At 56.5% G+C, this 18527-nt stretch carries 18 protein-coding genes; 9 read left to right on the top strand and 9 right to left on the bottom strand.

The window, feature by feature from the left end:
• Positions 1–5 precede the first annotated feature (5 nt).
• The 5 genes from acrB to OSH03_RS16665 all read left to right on the top strand — a co-directional run bounded on the left by acrB (position 6) and on the right by OSH03_RS16665 (position 5630).
• Positions 6–3152 (top strand): multidrug efflux RND transporter permease subunit AcrB, encoded by a 3147-nt coding sequence (acrB, locus tag OSH03_RS16685; RefSeq protein WP_061099017.1) that lies wholly within the window; start codon positions 6–8, stop codon positions 3150–3152.
• Positions 3153–3663: 511 nt separating this feature from the next.
• Positions 3664–4038 (top strand): Hha toxicity modulator TomB, encoded by a 375-nt coding sequence (gene tomB, locus OSH03_RS16680; protein ID WP_008499288.1) that lies wholly within the window; start codon positions 3664–3666, stop codon positions 4036–4038.
• 27 nt (positions 4039–4065) lie between these two features.
• Positions 4066–4284, top strand: coding sequence for an HHA domain-containing protein (locus OSH03_RS16675; protein WP_008499287.1), 219 nt, complete (start codon positions 4066–4068; stop codon positions 4282–4284).
• 209 nt (positions 4285–4493) lie between these two features.
• Entirely contained in the window at positions 4494–5045 is a 552-nt protein-coding gene (gene maa / locus OSH03_RS16670; RefSeq protein WP_151413936.1) for a maltose O-acetyltransferase, read from the top strand.
• A 117-nt stretch (positions 5046–5162) separates the two neighbouring features.
• Positions 5163–5630 (top strand): YlaC family protein, encoded by a 468-nt coding sequence (locus OSH03_RS16665; RefSeq protein WP_266179611.1) that lies wholly within the window; start codon positions 5163–5165, stop codon positions 5628–5630.
• On the opposite strand, the gene pdxR is transcribed toward OSH03_RS16665, so the two are convergent.
• On the bottom strand, positions 5602–7062 hold the full coding sequence (pdxR, locus tag OSH03_RS16660; RefSeq protein WP_266179610.1) for a MocR-like pyridoxine biosynthesis transcription factor PdxR: 1461 nt from the start codon (positions 7060–7062) through the stop codon (positions 5602–5604). The genes OSH03_RS16665 and pdxR overlap by 29 nt on opposite strands.
• Positions 7063–7163: 101 nt before the next feature.
• On the opposite strand from pdxR, the gene OSH03_RS16655 reads away from it, so the two are divergent.
• Positions 7164–7874, top strand: coding sequence for a GNAT family N-acetyltransferase (locus OSH03_RS16655; protein ID WP_266179609.1), 711 nt, complete (start codon positions 7164–7166; stop codon positions 7872–7874).
• Here the strand turns inward: OSH03_RS16655 and ykgO are convergent.
• Both ykgO and OSH03_RS16645 read right to left on the bottom strand, forming a co-directional pair.
• Positions 7871–8011 (bottom strand): type B 50S ribosomal protein L36, encoded by a 141-nt coding sequence (ykgO, locus tag OSH03_RS16650; protein ID WP_003859006.1) that lies wholly within the window; start codon positions 8009–8011, stop codon positions 7871–7873. The two genes, OSH03_RS16655 and ykgO, sit on opposite strands and share 4 nt — an antisense overlap.
• A gap of 2 nt (positions 8012–8013) precedes the next feature.
• Positions 8014–8274, bottom strand: coding sequence for a type B 50S ribosomal protein L31 (locus OSH03_RS16645; RefSeq protein WP_006176933.1), 261 nt, complete (start codon positions 8272–8274; stop codon positions 8014–8016).
• 224 nt (positions 8275–8498) lie between these two features.
• Between OSH03_RS16645 and OSH03_RS16640 the strand changes: the two genes are divergently transcribed.
• Positions 8499–10064, top strand: a complete 1566-nt coding sequence (locus tag OSH03_RS16640; RefSeq protein WP_061099022.1) for an EAL domain-containing protein — start codon at positions 8499–8501, stop codon at positions 10062–10064.
• Here OSH03_RS16640 and OSH03_RS16635 read toward each other — a convergent pair.
• Positions 10057–10329, bottom strand: coding sequence for a metal-sensing transcriptional repressor (locus OSH03_RS16635; protein ID WP_116341576.1), 273 nt, complete (start codon positions 10327–10329; stop codon positions 10057–10059). The two genes, OSH03_RS16640 and OSH03_RS16635, sit on opposite strands and share 8 nt — an antisense overlap.
• Positions 10330–10462: 133 nt before the next feature.
• On the opposite strand from OSH03_RS16635, the gene OSH03_RS16630 reads away from it, so the two are divergent.
• Positions 10463–11290, top strand: a complete 828-nt coding sequence (locus OSH03_RS16630; protein ID WP_061099024.1) for a nickel/cobalt efflux protein RcnA — start codon at positions 10463–10465, stop codon at positions 11288–11290.
• Between the two features lie 33 nt (positions 11291–11323).
• On the opposite strand, the gene OSH03_RS16625 is transcribed toward OSH03_RS16630, so the two are convergent.
• From OSH03_RS16625 to yczE, 3 genes are all read right to left on the bottom strand, one after another.
• Complete coding sequence (locus tag OSH03_RS16625; protein ID WP_266179608.1) at positions 11324–14416, bottom strand: beta-galactosidase; 3093 nt, start codon at positions 14414–14416, stop codon at positions 11324–11326.
• A 102-nt stretch (positions 14417–14518) separates the two neighbouring features.
• Entirely contained in the window at positions 14519–15589 is a 1071-nt protein-coding gene (locus tag OSH03_RS16620) for a LacI family DNA-binding transcriptional regulator (RefSeq protein WP_266179607.1), read from the bottom strand.
• Positions 15590–15665: 76 nt separating this feature from the next.
• Positions 15666–16277: a membrane protein YczE gene (yczE, locus tag OSH03_RS16615; RefSeq protein ID WP_151413939.1), complete on the bottom strand. Its 612-nt coding sequence runs from the start codon at positions 16275–16277 to the stop codon at positions 15666–15668.
• Positions 16278–16363: 86 nt separating this feature from the next.
• Between yczE and yczR the strand changes: the two genes are divergently transcribed.
• Positions 16364–17785: a MocR-like transcription factor YczR gene (gene yczR / locus OSH03_RS16610; RefSeq protein WP_061099027.1), complete on the top strand. Its 1422-nt coding sequence runs from the start codon at positions 16364–16366 to the stop codon at positions 17783–17785.
• An 80-nt stretch (positions 17786–17865) separates the two neighbouring features.
• Here yczR and OSH03_RS16605 read toward each other — a convergent pair whose 3' ends face one another.
• Both OSH03_RS16605 and OSH03_RS16600 read right to left on the bottom strand, forming a co-directional pair.
• Positions 17866–18081: a hypothetical protein gene (locus tag OSH03_RS16605; protein WP_028012176.1), complete on the bottom strand. Its 216-nt coding sequence runs from the start codon at positions 18079–18081 to the stop codon at positions 17866–17868.
• The gene (locus tag OSH03_RS16600) at positions 18078–18329 is read right to left on the bottom strand and encodes a hypothetical protein (protein WP_006176926.1); all 252 of its coding nucleotides are present in this window, start codon (positions 18327–18329) and stop codon (positions 18078–18080) included. The genes OSH03_RS16605 and OSH03_RS16600 overlap by 4 nt, the downstream gene beginning before the upstream one ends.
• Positions 18330–18527: the final 198 nt, after the last annotated feature.

The following is an 18527-nucleotide window of genomic DNA, read 5'->3' as shown; positions in this document are numbered from 1 at the left end:
AAGACATGCCTAATTTCTTTATCGATCGCCCCATATTTGCGTGGGTGATCGCCATTATCATCATGCTGGCCGGGGGACTTGCGATCCTGAAGCTGCCTGTCGCGCAATATCCAACGATTGCGCCACCGGCGGTGACGATCTCCGCAACCTACCCGGGGGCTGATGCGAAAACGGTGCAGGACACCGTAACTCAGGTTATCGAACAGAACATGAACGGTATCGATAACCTGATGTACATGTCCTCAAACAGTGACTCCACCGGTACGGTTCAGATCACCCTGACCTTTGAATCCGGTACGGATGCGGACATCGCGCAGGTTCAGGTGCAGAACAAACTGCAGCTGGCGATGCCTCTTCTGCCGCAGGAAGTGCAACAGCAGGGTGTGAGCGTCGAGAAATCGTCCAGCAGCTTCCTGATGGTTGTCGGCGTTATCAACACCAACGGCACCATGACGCAGGAGGATATTTCCGACTACGTGGGCGCCAACATGAAGGACGCCATCAGCCGTACGTCCGGCGTGGGTGACGTTCAGCTGTTCGGTTCCCAGTACGCGATGCGTATCTGGATGGATCCGAACAAACTGAACAATTTCCAGCTGACGCCGGTTGACGTGATTAACGCGATTAAAGCGCAGAACGCCCAGGTGGCAGCCGGTCAGTTAGGCGGTACGCCGCCGGTGAAAGGCCAGCAGCTTAACGCGTCGATTATCGCGCAAACCCGTCTGACCTCCGCCGATGAGTTCAGCAAAATTCTGCTGAAGGTGAACCAGGACGGTTCGCAGGTTCGTCTGCGCGACGTGGCCAAGGTAGAGCTGGGTGGTGAGAACTACGACATCATCGCGAAGTTTAACGGTAAACCGGCGTCCGGTCTGGGTATCAAACTGGCGACGGGCGCGAACGCCCTGGACACCGCGACGGCGATCCGTGCGGAACTGAAGAAGATGGAACCGTTCTTCCCGTCAGGCCTGAAAATCGTTTATCCGTACGACACTACGCCGTTCGTAAAAATTTCGATTCACGAAGTGGTTAAAACGCTGGTAGAAGCGATCATCCTGGTGTTCCTGGTGATGTATCTGTTCCTGCAAAACTTCCGCGCGACGCTGATCCCAACCATCGCCGTGCCGGTCGTTCTGCTGGGGACCTTTGCCATCCTTGCAGCCTTTGGGTTCTCGATAAACACCCTGACGATGTTCGGGATGGTGCTCGCCATCGGCCTGCTGGTGGATGACGCCATCGTGGTGGTAGAGAACGTCGAGCGCGTGATGGCGGAAGAAGGTTTGCCGCCGAAGGAAGCCACCCGTAAATCCATGGGCCAGATCCAGGGCGCGCTGGTGGGTATCGCGATGGTGCTGTCTGCGGTATTTATCCCGATGGCCTTCTTCGGGGGCTCTACGGGTGCGATTTACCGCCAGTTCTCCATTACCATCGTCTCCGCGATGGCGCTGTCGGTACTGGTGGCGTTGATCCTGACGCCAGCGCTGTGTGCCACCATGCTGAAGCCGGTTCAGAAAGGCGGCCACGGCGAGCATAAAGGGTTCTTCGGCTGGTTTAACCGTATGTTCGATAAGAGCACGCACCACTACACCGACAGCGTGGGCAACATCCTGCGCAGCACCGGTCGTTACCTGCTGCTCTATATCATCATCGTAGTGGGGATGGCGTTCCTGTTCGTGCGTCTGCCAAGCTCGTTCCTGCCAGATGAAGACCAGGGCGTGTTCCTGACGATGGCGCAGCTTCCGGCGGGTGCTTCGCAAGAGCGTACCCAGAAAGTGCTGGATGAAGTGACGGACTACTATCTCACCAAAGAGAAAGCGAACGTTGAATCCGTGTTTGCGGTTAACGGCTTTGGCTTTGCGGGTCGTGGCCAGAACACCGGTATCGCCTTCGTTTCTCTGAAAGACTGGGCGGATCGTCCGGGCGATGAGAATAAAGTTGAAGCGATCACGGGCCGTGCCATGGGCACCTTCTCGCAGATTAAAGATGCGATGGTCTTCGCCTTTAACCTGCCAGCGATTGTCGAACTGGGTACGGCGACCGGCTTCGACTTCCAGCTGATCGACCAGGGCGGTCTGGGTCACGAGAAGCTGACGCAGGCGCGTAACCAGCTGTTCGGCGAAGTGGCTAAACACCCTGACCTGCTGGTTGGCGTACGTCCAAACGGCCTGGAAGATACGCCGCAGTACAAGATCGACATCGATCAGGAGAAAGCGCAGGCGCTGGGCGTGTCCATCAGCGACATCAATACCACGCTGGGCGCGGCCTGGGGCGGTAGCTACGTCAACGACTTCATCGACCGCGGTCGCGTGAAGAAAGTGTACGTGATGTCAGAAGCGCAGTACCGTATGTTGCCGAACGATATTAACAACTGGTACGTTCGCGGCAGCAATGGTCAGATGGTGCCGTTCTCAGCCTTCTCGACGTCGCGCTGGGAATACGGTTCACCGCGTCTGGAACGTTACAACGGTCTGCCGTCGATGGAAATTCTGGGTCAGGCCGCGCCGGGCCGAAGCACCGGTGAAGCCATGAACCTGATGGAAGAACTGGCTAGCAAACTGCCTGCGGGTATCGGCTATGACTGGACCGGTATGTCCTATCAGGAACGTCTGTCCGGTAACCAGGCCCCTGCCCTGTACGCCATTTCACTGATTGTGGTCTTCCTGTGTCTGGCGGCGCTGTACGAGAGCTGGTCAATTCCGTTCTCCGTTATGCTGGTGGTTCCACTCGGGGTTATCGGTGCGCTGCTTGCGGCAACGTTCCGTGGATTGACCAACGACGTATACTTCCAGGTAGGCCTGCTGACAACCATTGGCTTGTCGGCGAAGAACGCGATACTTATCGTTGAATTCGCCAAAGATCTGATGGAGAAAGAGGGTAAAGGCCTTATTGAGGCGACGCTGGAAGCGGTGCGTATGCGTCTGCGTCCAATCCTGATGACCTCTCTGGCGTTCATCCTCGGCGTAATGCCGCTGGTTATCAGCTCCGGTGCGGGCTCCGGTGCGCAGAACGCGGTAGGTACAGGCGTAATGGGCGGTATGATCACCGCAACCGTACTGGCTATCTTCTTCGTCCCGGTGTTCTTCGTGGTGGTGCGCCGCCGCTTCAGCCGTAAGAATGAAGATGTGGAGCACAGTCATTCGGTAGAACCTCACTGATACCGGTTTCACATAATAAAAAGGCCGCATTTGCGGCCTTTTTCATTTTCAGAAAAAATCATAAAATAAGCTTATTGAGCTCCTATTTATTTTCTGCCATCTTAAACAGACATATCATAATTAACTGATAACTTAATCGGTGAATTCAGGATTTTTTTAAATCTATTTCCCTGCTTAAGTTGTTAGGAATATTCCTAATTAAAAGTTAAGACAAACAGAACTCCGGATGTGAACTTTTCTTATGGCTGTAAGCTAAGCCGATGAAACGTAAGGAAGCGAAAAAAAACAATCGTTAATCCTGATAAAAAAGTTCAGTTTCGGATGAACATTTGCGTAGACGCTCGCAGCCTGCGGTTTTATTTGTAATTTTTCGTAATAGCGCGGTGAAATCCAGGAAGGAGTGGCTTATAGTTAGGTTATCAGGAACACAGCACTCATGTAGCTAAGTCAGATGTATCCATCCCGACAATGATGTTCGGTGAGTAAGAAATCACTCAGAAGGGGATGCGCTATGGACGAGTACTCGCCAAAAAGGCATGATATCGCGCAGTTGAAATTTCTCTGCGAATCCTTGTACCATGACTGCCTTGCCAATCTTGATGAAAGCAACCATGGCTGGGTAAACGACCCAACGTCTGCCATCAATTTACAGTTGAACGAGCTGATAGAGCATATCGCTACCTTCGCACTTAATTATAAAATTAAGTACAATGAAGATAATAAGCTCATTGAGCAAATTGATGAATACCTGGACGACACCTTTATGTTGTTCAGCAGTTACGGCATTAACGCTCAGGATTTGCAAAAATGGCGTAAATCGGGAAACCGGCTATTCCGCTGTTTCGTCAACGTGAGCAGAGCTAACCCGGTTAGTCTTTCCTGTTAAAATTATTACAATTACTAAGGTGAAATTATGTCTGATAAACCACTCACAAAGATCGATTATTTGATGCGCTTACGACGTTGTCAGTCAATTGACACTCTTGAACGCGTCATTGAAAAGAATAAATACGAGCTTTCTGATAATGAACTGGCGGTATTTTATTCAGCCGCTGACCATCGCCTTGCAGAGCTAACGATGAATAAGCTGTATGACAAAATCCCTACTTCTGTATGGAAATTTGTCCGTTAATCTTCGAAGTGTGTCTGTAGAGGTTCTACGCCACGTAATAAGCTGTATTCACCTGTCCCGTTATGCTCCCTGTGCGAAAGCCAGGTCTCCGTGTTAAACGCGCTCATCAGCAACAATGTTGTGACTCTTGTCACATCGGCCTTCCGGGAACGTTCCCCTTAATGCCTGTTGCGATTACCCTTCAGGAACAATATCCAGAGAGGTTTCCGATGAGCATAGAAAAACAGAAGATGATTTCAGGTGAACATTACCGCCCTGGTGATGAGACGTTACGCGCCGACCGGCTGCGGGCGCGCCATCTGCTTCACCGCTATAACCACTCCGCGCCTGACGATAAAACAGAACGCCAGAACATTCTGGCGGAACTGCTGGGGCAAAGCGAAGGGGCGTATATTGAGCCGAGCTTCCGCTGTGACTATGGATATAACATTTATCTGGGCAAAGACTTTTACGCCAACTTCGATTGCGTCATGCTGGATGTCTGTCCCGTTCATATTGGCGACAACTGCATGCTCGCGCCGGGCGTTCATATTTATACGGCAACCCATCCGCTGGATGCGCAAGAACGTAACAGCGGCGTGGAGTTTGGTAAGCCCGTCACCATTGGCAATAATGTCTGGATTGGTGGACGTGCGGTGATTAACCCTGGCGTCACCATCGGGGATAATGTGGTTGTGGCTTCCGGTGCCGTCGTGACGAAAGACGTGCCGGCTAACGTGGTCGTAGGCGGCAACCCGGCGAAAATCATCAAAACGCTGTAATGTTCCGGGGAGCCAACTGTTATGGTCTTTTAGCGCCCGACTGTTACTTTTTTCAGCCTGATGGCTCCCCTAAAATTGGCAGACACCCTGTATTGTCAACTCTCATAAAGGCAAAAAATGACCGAGATACAGCGCCTGCTTACCGCCACCATCGACGATCTTAACCACCGCGAAAAGCGCGACAATCGCCCGCGCTTTAGCATTAGCTTTATCCGCAAACATCCCGGGCTGTTTGTTGCCATGTATGCCGCCTGGCTGGCGACGCTGGTTGTCATGCTGAAGTCCGAAACGCTGGTGGACTCCGTCTGGCTGCTGGTTGTGCTGTTTATCGTGTTTAACGCCTTTTTCTTTTTTGACGTGAATCCCCGCTACCGTTACGAAGATATCGACGTCCTCGATTTCCGGGTCTGCTACAACGGCGAATGGTACAACACGCGTTTCGTGCCGAACGAGCTTATCGACAGCATCCTGCACTCTCCGGCTGTCGAAACCGTGCAAAAAGAGAAGCTGCAGAAAATGGTCGCGACGAAAGGCCAGCTCTCTTTTTATGATGTTTTTACCCTTTCCCGCTCTGCTGCTGCGTAATTAACGCCTGCAGGCGTCGGATACCCGGCGCAAACTGCGAAGCAGAGGTGTTGCCGTAACCTAAAACCAGGCCGGTTTGCCCCTGCTTCGTCTCCAGGTAATAGCCGCTCAGCGCAGCGGGTGCCAGCTGAAACGCCCTCGCCTTCTCCACCAGCCGCTGGTCGTCGATATCGTCAATCGCCAGTGTCAGGTGCATCCCCCCTTCCCCGGCAAGAACGCGGTGCGGAGTATGAAGCTCTGAGCTCAGCACCTCCCGCAGCTGGCGGTAACGCTTACGATACAGGCGACGCATGGCGGCAAGATGACGGGCATAGTGCCCCTCCTCGATAAACAGCGCCAGGGTGCGCTGTTCTGCGCGATGCCCGCCGCGCAGCAGCGAGCCGATGGCCGGACGCGCCGCTTTCGCCAGCGCTGGCGGCAACACCATAAATCCCATTCGCAGAGACGGAAACAGCGTTTTACTGAACGTCCCCAGATACACAACGGGCGCGTTATTGACCATGCCCAGCATCGCCGGTACGGGCTCGCCGACATACCGGAACTCGCTGTCGTAATCGTCCTCAATGATCCACGCCTTGTGCTGGCGAGCCAGTTCCAGCAGCGCCAGACGCCGCCGCGCGCTGAGCACGCTCCCGTAAGGAAACTGATGCGATGGCGAGGTGAAAACGAGCGCAGGCGAAGGCGCATGCTGCCCTTCCCAGCACATTCCCTCGTCATCCACCGGTATGCCGGTCATCGCCAGGCCGGTTTTGACAAAGGCGCTTTTGGCCCCGCCGTAGCCGGGATTTTCCACCCAGGCGACATCCCCCGGCTCGCTTAACAGCATCGTGCACAAATTGACGCCCTCCAGCGCCCCTTCGGTTATCACAATCTGGCTGGCGTCGCAGTCAATGCCGCGAGAGAGCGCAAGGTGGCGGGCGATGGCTGCCCGCAGCGACGGCTCCCCGGCCGGGTCGCCATAGCCCAGCAGAGCGCTCCCCTCCTCCCGCAGGACGCGATCGTACAATCGCCGCCACAGCGGCAAGGGAAAATAGTTGATGGCGGGCGTTCCCGGCGTAAAGGCCATTACCGGTGTGTCGCGCGGCACAGGCGCAGGCAGCCGGGCGACGCGTTTTGCAAGCCGGACGTCAGGATCGGGCAGAACCCGCGGGCTGGTACGATGGGCGAATTGCGCTACACGCGTTCCCTGACGGTTACGCAGCAAATAGCCTTCGAGCGTGAGCTGGTCCAGCGCCGCGTTGACGGTGTTCCGTGAAACGGAAAGCTGCTGCGCCAGCGTTCGCGAGCCGGGCAAATGGCTGCCGGACCGAAGCCTTCCGCCCAGTATGGCCTCCCGCAAAGCGAGATAGAGCGCGCGCTGGAGCGTCTCTTCCCCACGCGTTTTAAGCGCAGCATGGAGCAAGGTATAAAGTTCATCGCCCGGTATGTTCATCTCATCTCCTTGTGGTACCACCAAAACATAGCCGAGTGGCTCTTTTTAAGGAACCAGTAATTTTCTAATCTGGAACTCTTCTCAACGTCACGGAAATAAAGATGAAGACATTCAATGAGTTTGGACAACCTGTGGGCGAAGCCCTTACCGACTGGCAGCCTCGCCCTCATCCGTCCCGGGTGGTACTGCAGGGGCATTACTGTCGGCTTGAACCTCTGCGCGTGGAGCATGCCGGAGCGCTGTTCTCCGCCTATGCTCTGGCCGGAGACACCCGCAGCTGGACGTGGCTACTGCGCGAACCCGATGCCACGGCCGCGGAGTTTGCCGAATGGGTGGCAAGCGTGTGTGAGTTATCTGACCCGATGCACTTTACCGTTATAGATAATCAGACCCAGGCCCCGGTCGGGACGCTGGCCCTGATGCGGATCGACCCTAAAAACGGCGTGGTGGAAGTGGGACACGTTCACTTCTCGTCACTGTTAAGCCGCACGCCCATGTCAACAGAAGCGCAATATCTGCTGATGCGGTACGTGTTCGATACCCTGGGCTACCGGCGGTATGAATGGAAGTGCAACAGCCTGAACGAGCCTTCACGCAAAGCGGCACTGCGTCTGGGCTTTCAGTTTGAAGGGCGTTTTCGCCAGGCGCTGGTCATAAAAGGCCGTAACCGGGATACCGACTGGTTTTCGATTCTCGACAAAGAGTGGCCGGCGCTGGCGAGCGCCTTTGAAGGCTGGCTTGCCACCGACAATTTTACTGCCGATGGCAAACAGAAAAGATCCCTGGAAAGCTGGCGAGAAACGCGCGTCTAGCGTCTTTTTTTACGTCCCTGCACCGCCTTAAAGCGCGGATTGGATTTGCAAATCACGTATAAGCGTCCCTTGCGTTTGACTATCTGGCAATCCGGGTGACGCTGTTTTGCGCTGCGCAATGAGTTAAGAACCTGCATGGTTAGCCCCGCTTCGCATTAAGAAAACCGCCAAAACGCTTGCGGAAGCGCGCTGCGCTGCCGTCCGTAGAGAACGTTTTTTGCTTACCGGTATAAAACGGGTGCGATTTTGAAGAAACCTCGATAGTGATGTACGGATAGGTTTCACCGTCGAGCTCTATTTCGCGGTCGGTTTTAATGGTTGAACCAACTTTAAAGTATTCATTGGCGCTGGTGTCGTGGAATACCACGGTGCGATACGCTGGATGGATGTTGGGTTTCATCATAAATCCTTTGTGTTGTGTTTTGTTATAACATAACAAAATAATATCCAGGCCGGGTTGAAAAAACAACCCCCTCTCTCCTGAGGATATTTTCTAATTTGCTTTAGATAACATGAAAACCCCGCCCCCACGTGCTATAACTATCTCATTTCGCGGTAAAATCTTTCTCTTCAGGCAGGGAACTCAGCGTCCGGATTCGGGCATATGAGAAAGGAAACGACAGCATGAAAACCCGACATCTGGTCAGTCTGGTGACTGGCGTACTTATCTTTTCCGTGCTGGTTCCCATTTGCCTCAGCATCTGGCTTGCCCATCGCCAGGCGGAAGAGAAATTTGTCGATGCGCTGGATAGCTATGCTTCTCGCGTGCTGATGCGCACCGACAGGGTCGTGGATCAAGCTAAAGAAGCGTTAAATCTTCTGCAGGAATTTAAAGGGGTCCCCTGTAGTCCGCTGCACCTGAGGGAGATACGTCGTGTCGCGTTCTCATGGCGTTATATCCAGGAGGTGATCTACATCGACAATCTCCGCCCCCTCTGCTCTTCGCTTGAGCAGGCCAGCAAAGCGGCCTCTTACCCTCCCCCCATGCGTATCACCGAAGATGGCTACAGCGCGTGGCTTACCGCACAAAACGATCTTGGTTTTCACCGCTACATGGCCGTCCTGGGAAAAGGTCATTACCTTGTTCTGATCGATCCTGCCTCGCTTGTGGATGTGATCCCCTTCGGGGCGATTGCCATTGATGCCGCCCTGGTGGGAAGCGCAACGCATCTGATTTTCGCCAGCAGCAACACGCTTGACCCGCATATCCGCGATCGGGTTAACGATGGGGGAATCTCCAGCATTCAGTACAACGGTTCAATGTATGTGATGAAACCCGTACCTGAGCTGGGGTTTACCGTCGTCGCGTGGGCTACGCTCAAGCCCCTGGCTGAAACCTGGCACCGGCAGCTTCTTTTCTGGTTACCCTTCGGCATGTTGATAAGCCTGCTCGCCGCGCTCTTTGTCCTGCGGATCCTGCGACGTATCCAGTCGCCGCGCAATCGCCTGCTGGACGCCATTAACAGCCGCGATTTTGTGGTTCACTATCAGCCCATAGTGGCGCTGTGTAGCGGCAGAATTGTCGGCGCAGAGGCGCTGGCGCGCTGGCCCCAGCCAGACGGAAGCAGCCTCTCGCCTGATATTTTTGTCCCGCTTGCCGAGCAAACCGGCCTCATCTCGCAGCTGACGCAGTTAGTTATGGAAAAAGTGTTTGAAGATATGGGCCACTGGCTGCAGCTTCACCCCGATCAGCATATCTCCATCAATCTCGCCCCGGCCGATTTGATCTCCGGTAATCTGCCGCCTCTACTGAGTCAACTCCTGAATAAGTGGCAGATTCACCCCAGACAAATCGCCCTTGAGTTAACCGAGCGTGGCTTTGCCGACCCCAAAATCAGCGCGCCGGCCATCGCCGCGTTTCGCCGTTCGGGCCACCCTGTCTACATTGATGATTTTGGCACGGGCTATTCCAGCCTCAGCTATCTGCAGGATCTGGATGTCGACACGCTAAAAATTGATAAATCGTTCGTGGATGCGCTGGAGTACAAAAACGTAACGCCGCACATTATCGAAATGGCGAAGTCGCTGCAGCTGGCGATGGTGGCGGAAGGCGTGGAGACCGAAGGGCAGCTCACCTGGCTGCACCGCCACGGCGTGCAGTATGGGCAGGGGTGGTTCTACAGTAGGGCGCTGCCAAAGACAGAATTTATCCTTTGGGCAGAAAACAACCTCGCCACGCGCTCTACTTAAGATAGGATTTGATCACTTGCAGCACGACGCCAAGATCGGCTTCACGCTGCGCCTCTTCAGGCTCTTTCACGACATGATCGGTAAGATGCCCTTCAATCACCTGCATCATCATGCCATTGACCGCGCCACGGATCGCCGCCAGCTGCTGCAGCACGTCGGCACATTCGTGATCGCTGTTGAGCATTTTTTCCAGCGCTGTGCTCTGCCCCTGAATTTTCTTCAGGCGAGTCAATAACATCTTCTTATCGCGAACGGTATGTGACATCTCTGCCTCCCTCAGTTTTGGCTTTTAAAGCATATCACGCTCTACTCCCCCTGAGTATTTTTCTACTGGGGGGTAGTATTAACCTACTGGGGGGGAGTACTATTTGCGCATGCTTTCCACACTGGAAATTTCAATGAACGATTTTGCTTCACTCCTGCAGCAGGGTAATGCCTGGCTGTTTGTTCCCAGCGCTATCCTGCTCGGTGCGCTGCATGGCCTGGAGCCGGGCCACTCAAAAACAATGATGGCTGCCTTTATCGTGGCGATCCGCGGCACGCTGAAGCAGGCGGTGCTGCTCGGGCTGGCGGCCACGCTTTCCCATACGGCGGTGGTCTGGATCATTGCCATGGCGGGATTATGGTTTGGCCGCGGCTGGGACGCACATACGTCCGAACCCTGGTTCCAGCTGATCTCCGGAGTGTTGATCGTTGCTATCGCCCTGTGGATGGCGTGGCGAACCTGGAAAGAGAGCCGGCCGCACGATCGTTATCATCATGGCCATGATCACCACCATGACCATGACCATGACCACCATCACGATCATCACCATCACCACGAACACCCGCTGGTTGAAGAGGAGTGGCAGGACGCCCATCAGCGCGCGCACGCGCAGGATATTAACCGGCGCTTTAACGGACAAAACGTGACGACAGGACAGATCGCGATGTTTGGCCTGACCGGCGGGCTTATCCCCTGCCCGGCGTCCATTACCGTTCTGCTGATCTGCCTGCAGCTGAAGCATTTTGCGCTCGGCGCGACGCTGGTATTCAGCTTCAGTATCGGCCTGGCGTTAACGCTGGTCGCTTCCGGCGCGATTGCCGCCTTAAGCCTTAAGCACGCGACAAAACGCTGGCCCGGATTTAGCGAACTTTCCCGCAAAGCGCCGTGGATCTCCGCTGCGCTGATCGTCGTGGTAGGGATTTACATGAGCCTGCATGGCCTGAACGGCATTCTGGCGTAAGCAGGCGGCCACGCCCGGTGACCGCCCCTCTGGTCAGATCAGATTCTGCTGCCAGCTGAAGGTATAACGCAGCCGGTGCGTCTGCAGGATAAATTCCGGCGAAACGCTGGGGCTCCAGGAGTCATCACCGCCCACCCCCATATGAAACGCATCGAGGTTGAGCCAGCACCCCGGCTCTTCCCGCAGCAGATGATGATGGGTTGTCTCACGCAGCTGCTGCTGGCTATAGCGGCTCACCGAGAAATGGAACCGGCCGTTCAGATGATGCGGCCCCAGCAGAAGCTGCCGGGTATCACAGCGCAAACCATTTTCCGTCGGGAAGATATACGGCGTGTGCATGGCTGCCAGGGGCAGCGTCCAGTGCCCCTGCTGCGCCGCCAGCTTTCTGTCCGGGTAGTTTTCATGCGGCCCCAGCCCCAGCCAGTCAGCCTTTTCCGGCGTTTCAGCGAGATGAACGCTCAGGCCAACGCGCGCGGGCTCCGGGATATCAGACGCAATGTCGACCTGAATGTCGCCATGCAGCACCCCCTGCTCGTCCACCCGCCAGATTTTACGGCTCAGGAACAGCGCCCTGCCGCGATGCTCCAGGACATTAAGCGTGGTCACCACCACCTCACGCGCATGCTGCTCTGCCTCACAGTGCAGCATGCGCGAGGTGAGATCGTACATGCCCGCCGCTTTCCAGCGCTCCACCCACGCGTTTGGATCAATCCGCGTCGCTTCGCTCACGCCGATGTCGTTGTCCAGCGGCGCGCGGCTGACGTTATCCGTCACGGGTGAAAGCAGCGTTTCAACGCCATTTCGCCACCATTGAGTCAGGTATCCGGATACGCGCTCGAACTGCCAGCGCTGTTGACCATGCGTGACCTCAAGGATGCGATCGTGTTGCGTTAAAACCGGCGGCTCGCCCGTAGAGACTGGTGGTGCGATAAAGAGTGGAGCGGGAAGCGGCCACTGCTCCCACGCGCAGCGATGGCCTGCCGGTGACCACGGCGTTGCCAGCGGCTGGCGAACCTCAACGTTCAGCCAGATTTCACCCGGCCCGGCCTCCAGCTCCGGCAGGTCGAGCTCCAGACGCTGGGTGCCTTCAGGCGTTATCGCGAGCGTCATCTCGCCTGCGGACAGCACGTCTCCGTCCCGGGCAACCGTCCAGCTCAGCACTTCGTTATCGGTAGGACGGAACAGGTAGCCGCTTTGCACCTCAATCACCAGCGGAGAGGTGCTGACCAGCGTAAAGGTAAAGAACTGCTGGGCGCGCTGCGCCTCGTACAGCGCCGGATGCGGCGTGCGATCGGGGAATACCAGTCCGTTAAGGCAGAACTGCCGATCGTTCGGCTTATCGCCAAAATCCCCGCCGTAGGCCCAGAACGCGTTGCCCTTTTCGTCTTGCTTCGTCAACGCCTGATCGACCCAGTCCCAGACAAACCCACCCTGCAGGCGAGGATGGCTGCGAAACGCCTGCCAGTATTTCGCAAAGCCGCCGAAGCTGTTTCCCATCGCGTGGGCGTATTCACAGAGGATCAGCGGACGCGTTTCGTCCGGCATGCCGATCCATTTTTTGATTGACCATTTGGGCACCGCCGGGAAGGGCTGATCCCGATCCACCCGGGCGTACATTGGGCAGACAATATCGGTCGCCGCCGTATTCGCCCCGCCGCCTTCGTACTGCACCGGGCGCGTAGGATCGGTGGTTTTCAGCCAGCGGTACAGCGCATCGTGATTCGCGCCGTGGCCGGACTCGTTGCCCAGAGACCAGATGATAATGGAGGGGTGATTGCGATCGCGCTGCACCATGCGGGTCACGCGCTCGCTCATGGCGGGCAGCCAGCGCGGATCGTCTGCGAGGCGGCTCATCGGCACCATGCCGTGGGTTTCGATATTGGCTTCGTCGACGACGTACAGCCCGTAGCGATCGCAAAGGCGGTACCACAGGGGATGGTTCGGGTAGTGCGAGCAGCGCACGGCGTTGAAGTTGTGCTGCTTCATGATTTCGATATCGCGGCGCATGGTCGCCTCGTCCATCACCTGGCCGTTTTCCGGGTGATGCTCGTGACGGTTAACGCCGCGGATCAGCAGCGGCTTACCGTTAAGCTTCAGCAGGCCGTTGCTGATGTCAACGCGGCGGAAGCCCACATCGCACGCCTCAACCTCCAGCACCTCACCCTGCGGGCTGAGAAGCGCAATCGTCAGGCGATACAGTTCAGGCGTTTCAGCACTCCAGAGCGCGGGGCGGTCAACGGGGATCGCCACCGTCAGGCGTTCGTCCCAGCGGCCGCGCTCGTCCACAATGGCGGACCCCGGACGCCGGGAAACGCTGGCGCATTTTTCACCCTTTCGCCACAGGGTAAAGACCACCTCGCAGTCCGCAAAATCCGCCCCTGCCAGCGTGACATCAGCCTTCAGCACCGCGCGATCCAGCTCCGCATTCAGGTCCGTCACCACGCGATAATCGGCAATCTGCGTTTCGGGTTTATGCAGCAGCGTCACGTCGCGGAAAATGCCGCTCATGCGCCACATGTCCTGATCTTCCAGATAGCTGCCGTCACACCAGCGCAACACCATGACCGCCAGGCGGTTTTCACCGGGCCGCAGGACCGCCGAGAGATCGAATTCGGCAGGCAACCGGCTGTCCTGGGAATAGCCCATCCACCGTCCGTTGCACCACAGATGAAACGCAGAGTTCACGCCGTCAAAGATGATGCGGGTTTGCCCGCTCTGAAGCCACGCGTCATCCACATCGAATGTGAGCGAGTAACAGCCGGTTGGGTTTTCTTGCGGCACAAAAGGCGGATTAACGGGGATAGGATAGGTGACGTTGGTGTAGATGGGCGTGTCAAACCCCTGCATCTGCCAGTTCGACGGCACGGGCATCGCGACGGCGTCCGCACAGTCTTCGGTTACCCACGCCTCCGGGATTTGCTCGGGCGCAGGGAAGTAGTTAAATCGCCACACCCCATTGAGGGAGCGTCTGCTGGCGGATGCAGCATCATCCAGGGCAGGCCGTTCAAGACGCCAGCTGTGTAACGGCGCATGTGCCTCCAGACGGTTCCACTGGGTGACGCCCGGGTTTTCCCAGTCCCGTCGGGCCAGAATGGCGCTGAGAGTCAGCGATAAAGTGTTGGGCATATTAACCTCTTTGCGAAGCGCTCACAATTTTGGTTAACATGCCCTGGCACCCGGTGACGGTAAAGCACGCAATCGCAGGGTAGCGAGTCCGATCACAAAGTTTTATTTGCGGGCAAGCTGCCCGGCAAGGAGGGCCAGGCTTCTGAGCTGCTGCGCCAGATCCTCACGTTCGGCCTGCTGCGGAGTGCGGCGCGCGCTGGAGTGGCGAGTCACCAGCGTCACCGGCAGCTGAACCTGCCAGCATTCCTCCTCCCCGGAGGGGGCCAGAAGCCACTCCACGCTGCGCTCGCCCGCCTCGCGAAACGCCTGGCGAATGGTCGTCAGCGGCGGAGAAAACCAGGCGCTGTCGGCCGTATCGTCAAATCCGACCACCGATATCTGGCCGGGAACAGCGATCCCTTTTTCCGCACAGGCGCGCATCACCCCAAGCGCCATCTGATCGTTCGCCACCAGAATGGCATCCGGTAATACCGCCCCCGAGAGCAGCACATGTCCCTTCTCATAGCCGCTGGCCGCGCTCCAGTCGCCGTAGGCCACCGCAGCCGCGTCAAGACCCGCCTGCGCCAGCGTCGCTTTCCATCCCGCCAGACGCGCGCGCGCAGAGACCGAGCTTTCCGGCCCGCTCAGCAGGGCAATATGCTGATGCCCCAGCGAAAGCAGATGCTCAACGCCCAGGCGCGCGCCCTCCCCGGCGTTAAACACGAGGCTATTGACCCGCGCTGACGGTGATACGTCGAGGAACAGCACCGGGACGGGCGTCGCCAGCGCCCTCAGCGCTTCGGCGTGCGGATCGTCTAGCGGCACATTTACCAGCAGCGCGTCTACCCGCTGCGCCAGCAGCGCCTGAAGCGCCGCCTGACACTGCTGCGGCTGCTCCACCATGGAAATCAGGACGCTCGCCCCCTGCCCTGCAGCCCGGGATTTTACCGCTGACGCAATTTGCGAGGGCGCATGCAGCGCCAGATCGGTGGTGATGAGGCCCAGCGTACGGGTGCGTTTCCCCGCCAGCTGCTGCGCCCGCAGGTTGGGGACGTAATGCAGCTCCGCCATTGCCTGCTGCACCTTTTCCCGCGTGCGGGCAGAGACGTGCTCCGCGTCGTTGATCACGCGGGAAACGGTCTGATAAGAAACCCCCGCAAGGAGGGCGACATCATAAAGAGTGATTGCTTTCATGCGTTCTGGCATCGCGATTGTCGAAGCGTTTATTCTGGCACAGCGACGCCGTTAAAACATGTGAGCGCTTCGCAAATTAAACAACCCGCTCCGGCTGCGGCATTTTCTCACCGCGCGGCTTCTGGCGGAACCAGGGCAAACAGAGCTGAATAAGCGGGCCAATGGTCAGAGCGTACACTACGGTCCCCACCCCAAACGAGCCGCCCAGCACGCACCCAATCAGCAGAACGGACACTTCAATAGAGGTACGCACGCTGCGAATGGACCACCCCAGCCGGGCGTGAATGCCGGTCATCAGGCCGTCGCGCGGACCAGGCCCAAAACCGGCCCCGATGTACATGCTGGTGGCGATCGCGTTCATCACGATACCCGACGCCAGGAAAGCGATGCGTACGGGTAACGAACTCAGTTCGGGGATAAGCGCCATGCTGGCGTCCGCCGCCAGACCGATACAAATCACGTTGCTGATCGTGCCAAGACCGGGCATTTGACGCAGTGGGATCCACAGTAAGAGTACCGCGGCACCGGTCAAAATGATCGCCGTCCCGATGCTCATCCCCAGCTGTATTCCCACGCCAAGGTGAAACACATCCCACGGATCGACCCCCAGATCCGCGCGAATAAACATCGCGGTGGAAAGCCCATACAGCCCTAAACCGACATAAAGTTGCAGCAGACGACGTACCATTTTTATTTTCTCCAGTGAACCCGGCTTTCATCCTGACCTAAAATGGCACTAAGATTAATGTCCAGTTTTTAAATAGTGGACTGCATATGTCATCACGCCGCTTCGGAAGCCAGTCTTTGGTACGCCTTTTAGGGCACTGGCAGCAAACCTCATCCCGCACTCCGCTCTGGCGCCAGCTGGCCGACGCGCTGCGCCTGTTAATCCTTGATGGCCGGCTGGCGCTGCATACGCGCCTGCCGGGTGAGCGTGAGCTGGCGACGGCGCTGGACGTGAGCCGAACCACCGTCAGCAGCGCCCTCGCCCACCTGCGTGAAGAGGGATATCTTGAAAGCCGCCACGGCAGCGGGTCGCGCGTCATCCTCCCGGATGCACGCGCCGTTCCCACCCTTTCCGCAGCGAGCGTCGCCCTGGATCTCTCCACTGCCGCCCTCAATGCCGGGCCAGAGATCCACCAGGCTTACACCCATGCGCTTACGGCTATTACTCAGCACCTCTCGCTGACGGGGTACGATCAGCTTGGGCTGCCGGCGCTGCGGGAGGCCATCGCTGCGCGCTATACCGCACGAGGTCTTCCCACCCGGGCAGACGAGGTGATGGTGGTCAACGGTGCCGTCAGCGGGTTTGCGCTGGTGCTGCGGATGATGGCCGGACCGGGGGATCGCGTGGTGGTCGATCACCCCACCTATCCGCTGGCGATTGCCGCTATTCAGGGGGCGCAGTGTCGGCCTGTAGGAGTGTCGCTGCCGGAAACGGGCTGGGATACGGATGGATTCGCGGCCACGCTTGCCCAGACCGCGCCGCGCCTGGCCTACCTGATGCCAGATTTTCACAACCCAACCGGTCGATGTATGGATATCGCCACCCGTCAGGCAATCGCTGATATTGCAGCCCAGACCCGCACGGCGCTGGTCGTGGATGAAACGATGGTCGATCTCTGGTTTGATTCGCCTCCACCGCCGCCGCTGGCATCGTTTAACCCGCAGGCCAGCGTGATAACGTTAGGCTCTGCCGGAAAAAGCTTCTGGGGCGGGCTGCGTCTCGGCTGGATCCGCGCCTCCTCGCGTACTATCGCCACGCTCGCCCAGACGCGCGATACGCTGGATTTAGGCTCGCCGCTGCTGGAGCAGCTGGCAACGCTGTGGCTTATCGACAATAGCGAGCGTTTTCTGCCCGCTCGCCGCAAGATGCTGGCGGAACGGCGCGATCGATGCAGTGACCTGCTGCGAGAACATTTCCCGGAGTGGACGTTTCATGAGGCGGAGGGTGGGCTCTCTTACTGGATCGAGCTTCCCGGCATGCTTGCGACACAGCTTGCCGCACGGGCAGAAATCATCGGGATTAACCTGGGAACCGGGACGCGGTTTGGCTTATCGGGAGCGTTTGACCGCTTTTTACGTATGCCCTTTTCGCTGGAGCCAGCGGAGCTGGAAGCGGCGCTGCTGCGGATTAAACCGTTATGGCTCGCGCTAAATTCAAATACGCCAGCAGTCAAACGCAGCCTGGTTTAATATTAAAATTTTGAACTGGATCATAAAATAAAAACTGCTGACTGTAATATATGCAGTCAGCAGTTTTCACTGGTCAGGATTTAGTGCTGAGGAGGAATGGGGAAACCTTTCAATGAAATAACGAAGTTATCACCGTCTTTCTTTATTTTTGCACCGGTATCACACCAGTCAGACGCAATACGAAAGAACTCATCGCTTCCAACATTCCAGCCAAGACGTACATGCTTCACGTAGCCTGAACGCAACAGAGCGCAGGCCTCGTTGTAGTCACTGGCAGTTGACAGTTGTTGTTTCATTTTCTCTTCTTCAGAAGTTTACGTAGAGCCTTGATTTCTTTAGGAGTAAAAGGAGAAACACTCTCTTCTTCCGTATGCTGATTATCAATATCCTCTTCCGATACTCCCGCCTCTTCTACTGCTTCAAACGCCAGCAGCAGCAGTTTCTCTGTGGTCACGCTTAAATTTTCGTTATTTACTTCCGCATAGTGGCGGAGTCTTTCTTTTAGCGCTTCGTCAATTTTAACATTTAAAACTGCAGTAGCCATGTTTGTCACTTCCCTTCGGAATAAGTACTTTATTTAATACACGAAGTTATCACTGTTATCCAGATCTATATTTTTTTGAATTTTGACGAAAATAGACGTCCAATTATAAAATGCCAGTCTATTATTACATGTTTATGACAATAATATTTCAGGGCGATGAAATATATATTACACGGTATAGGCATTATATTATTGTGG

This window comes from Enterobacter nematophilus (assembly GCF_026344075.1).
Taxonomy (GTDB): domain Bacteria; phylum Pseudomonadota; class Gammaproteobacteria; order Enterobacterales; family Enterobacteriaceae; genus Enterobacter; species Enterobacter nematophilus.
Note: the sequence above shows the minus strand (reverse complement) of the source record. Positions and strands in the feature narration are given on the sequence as shown.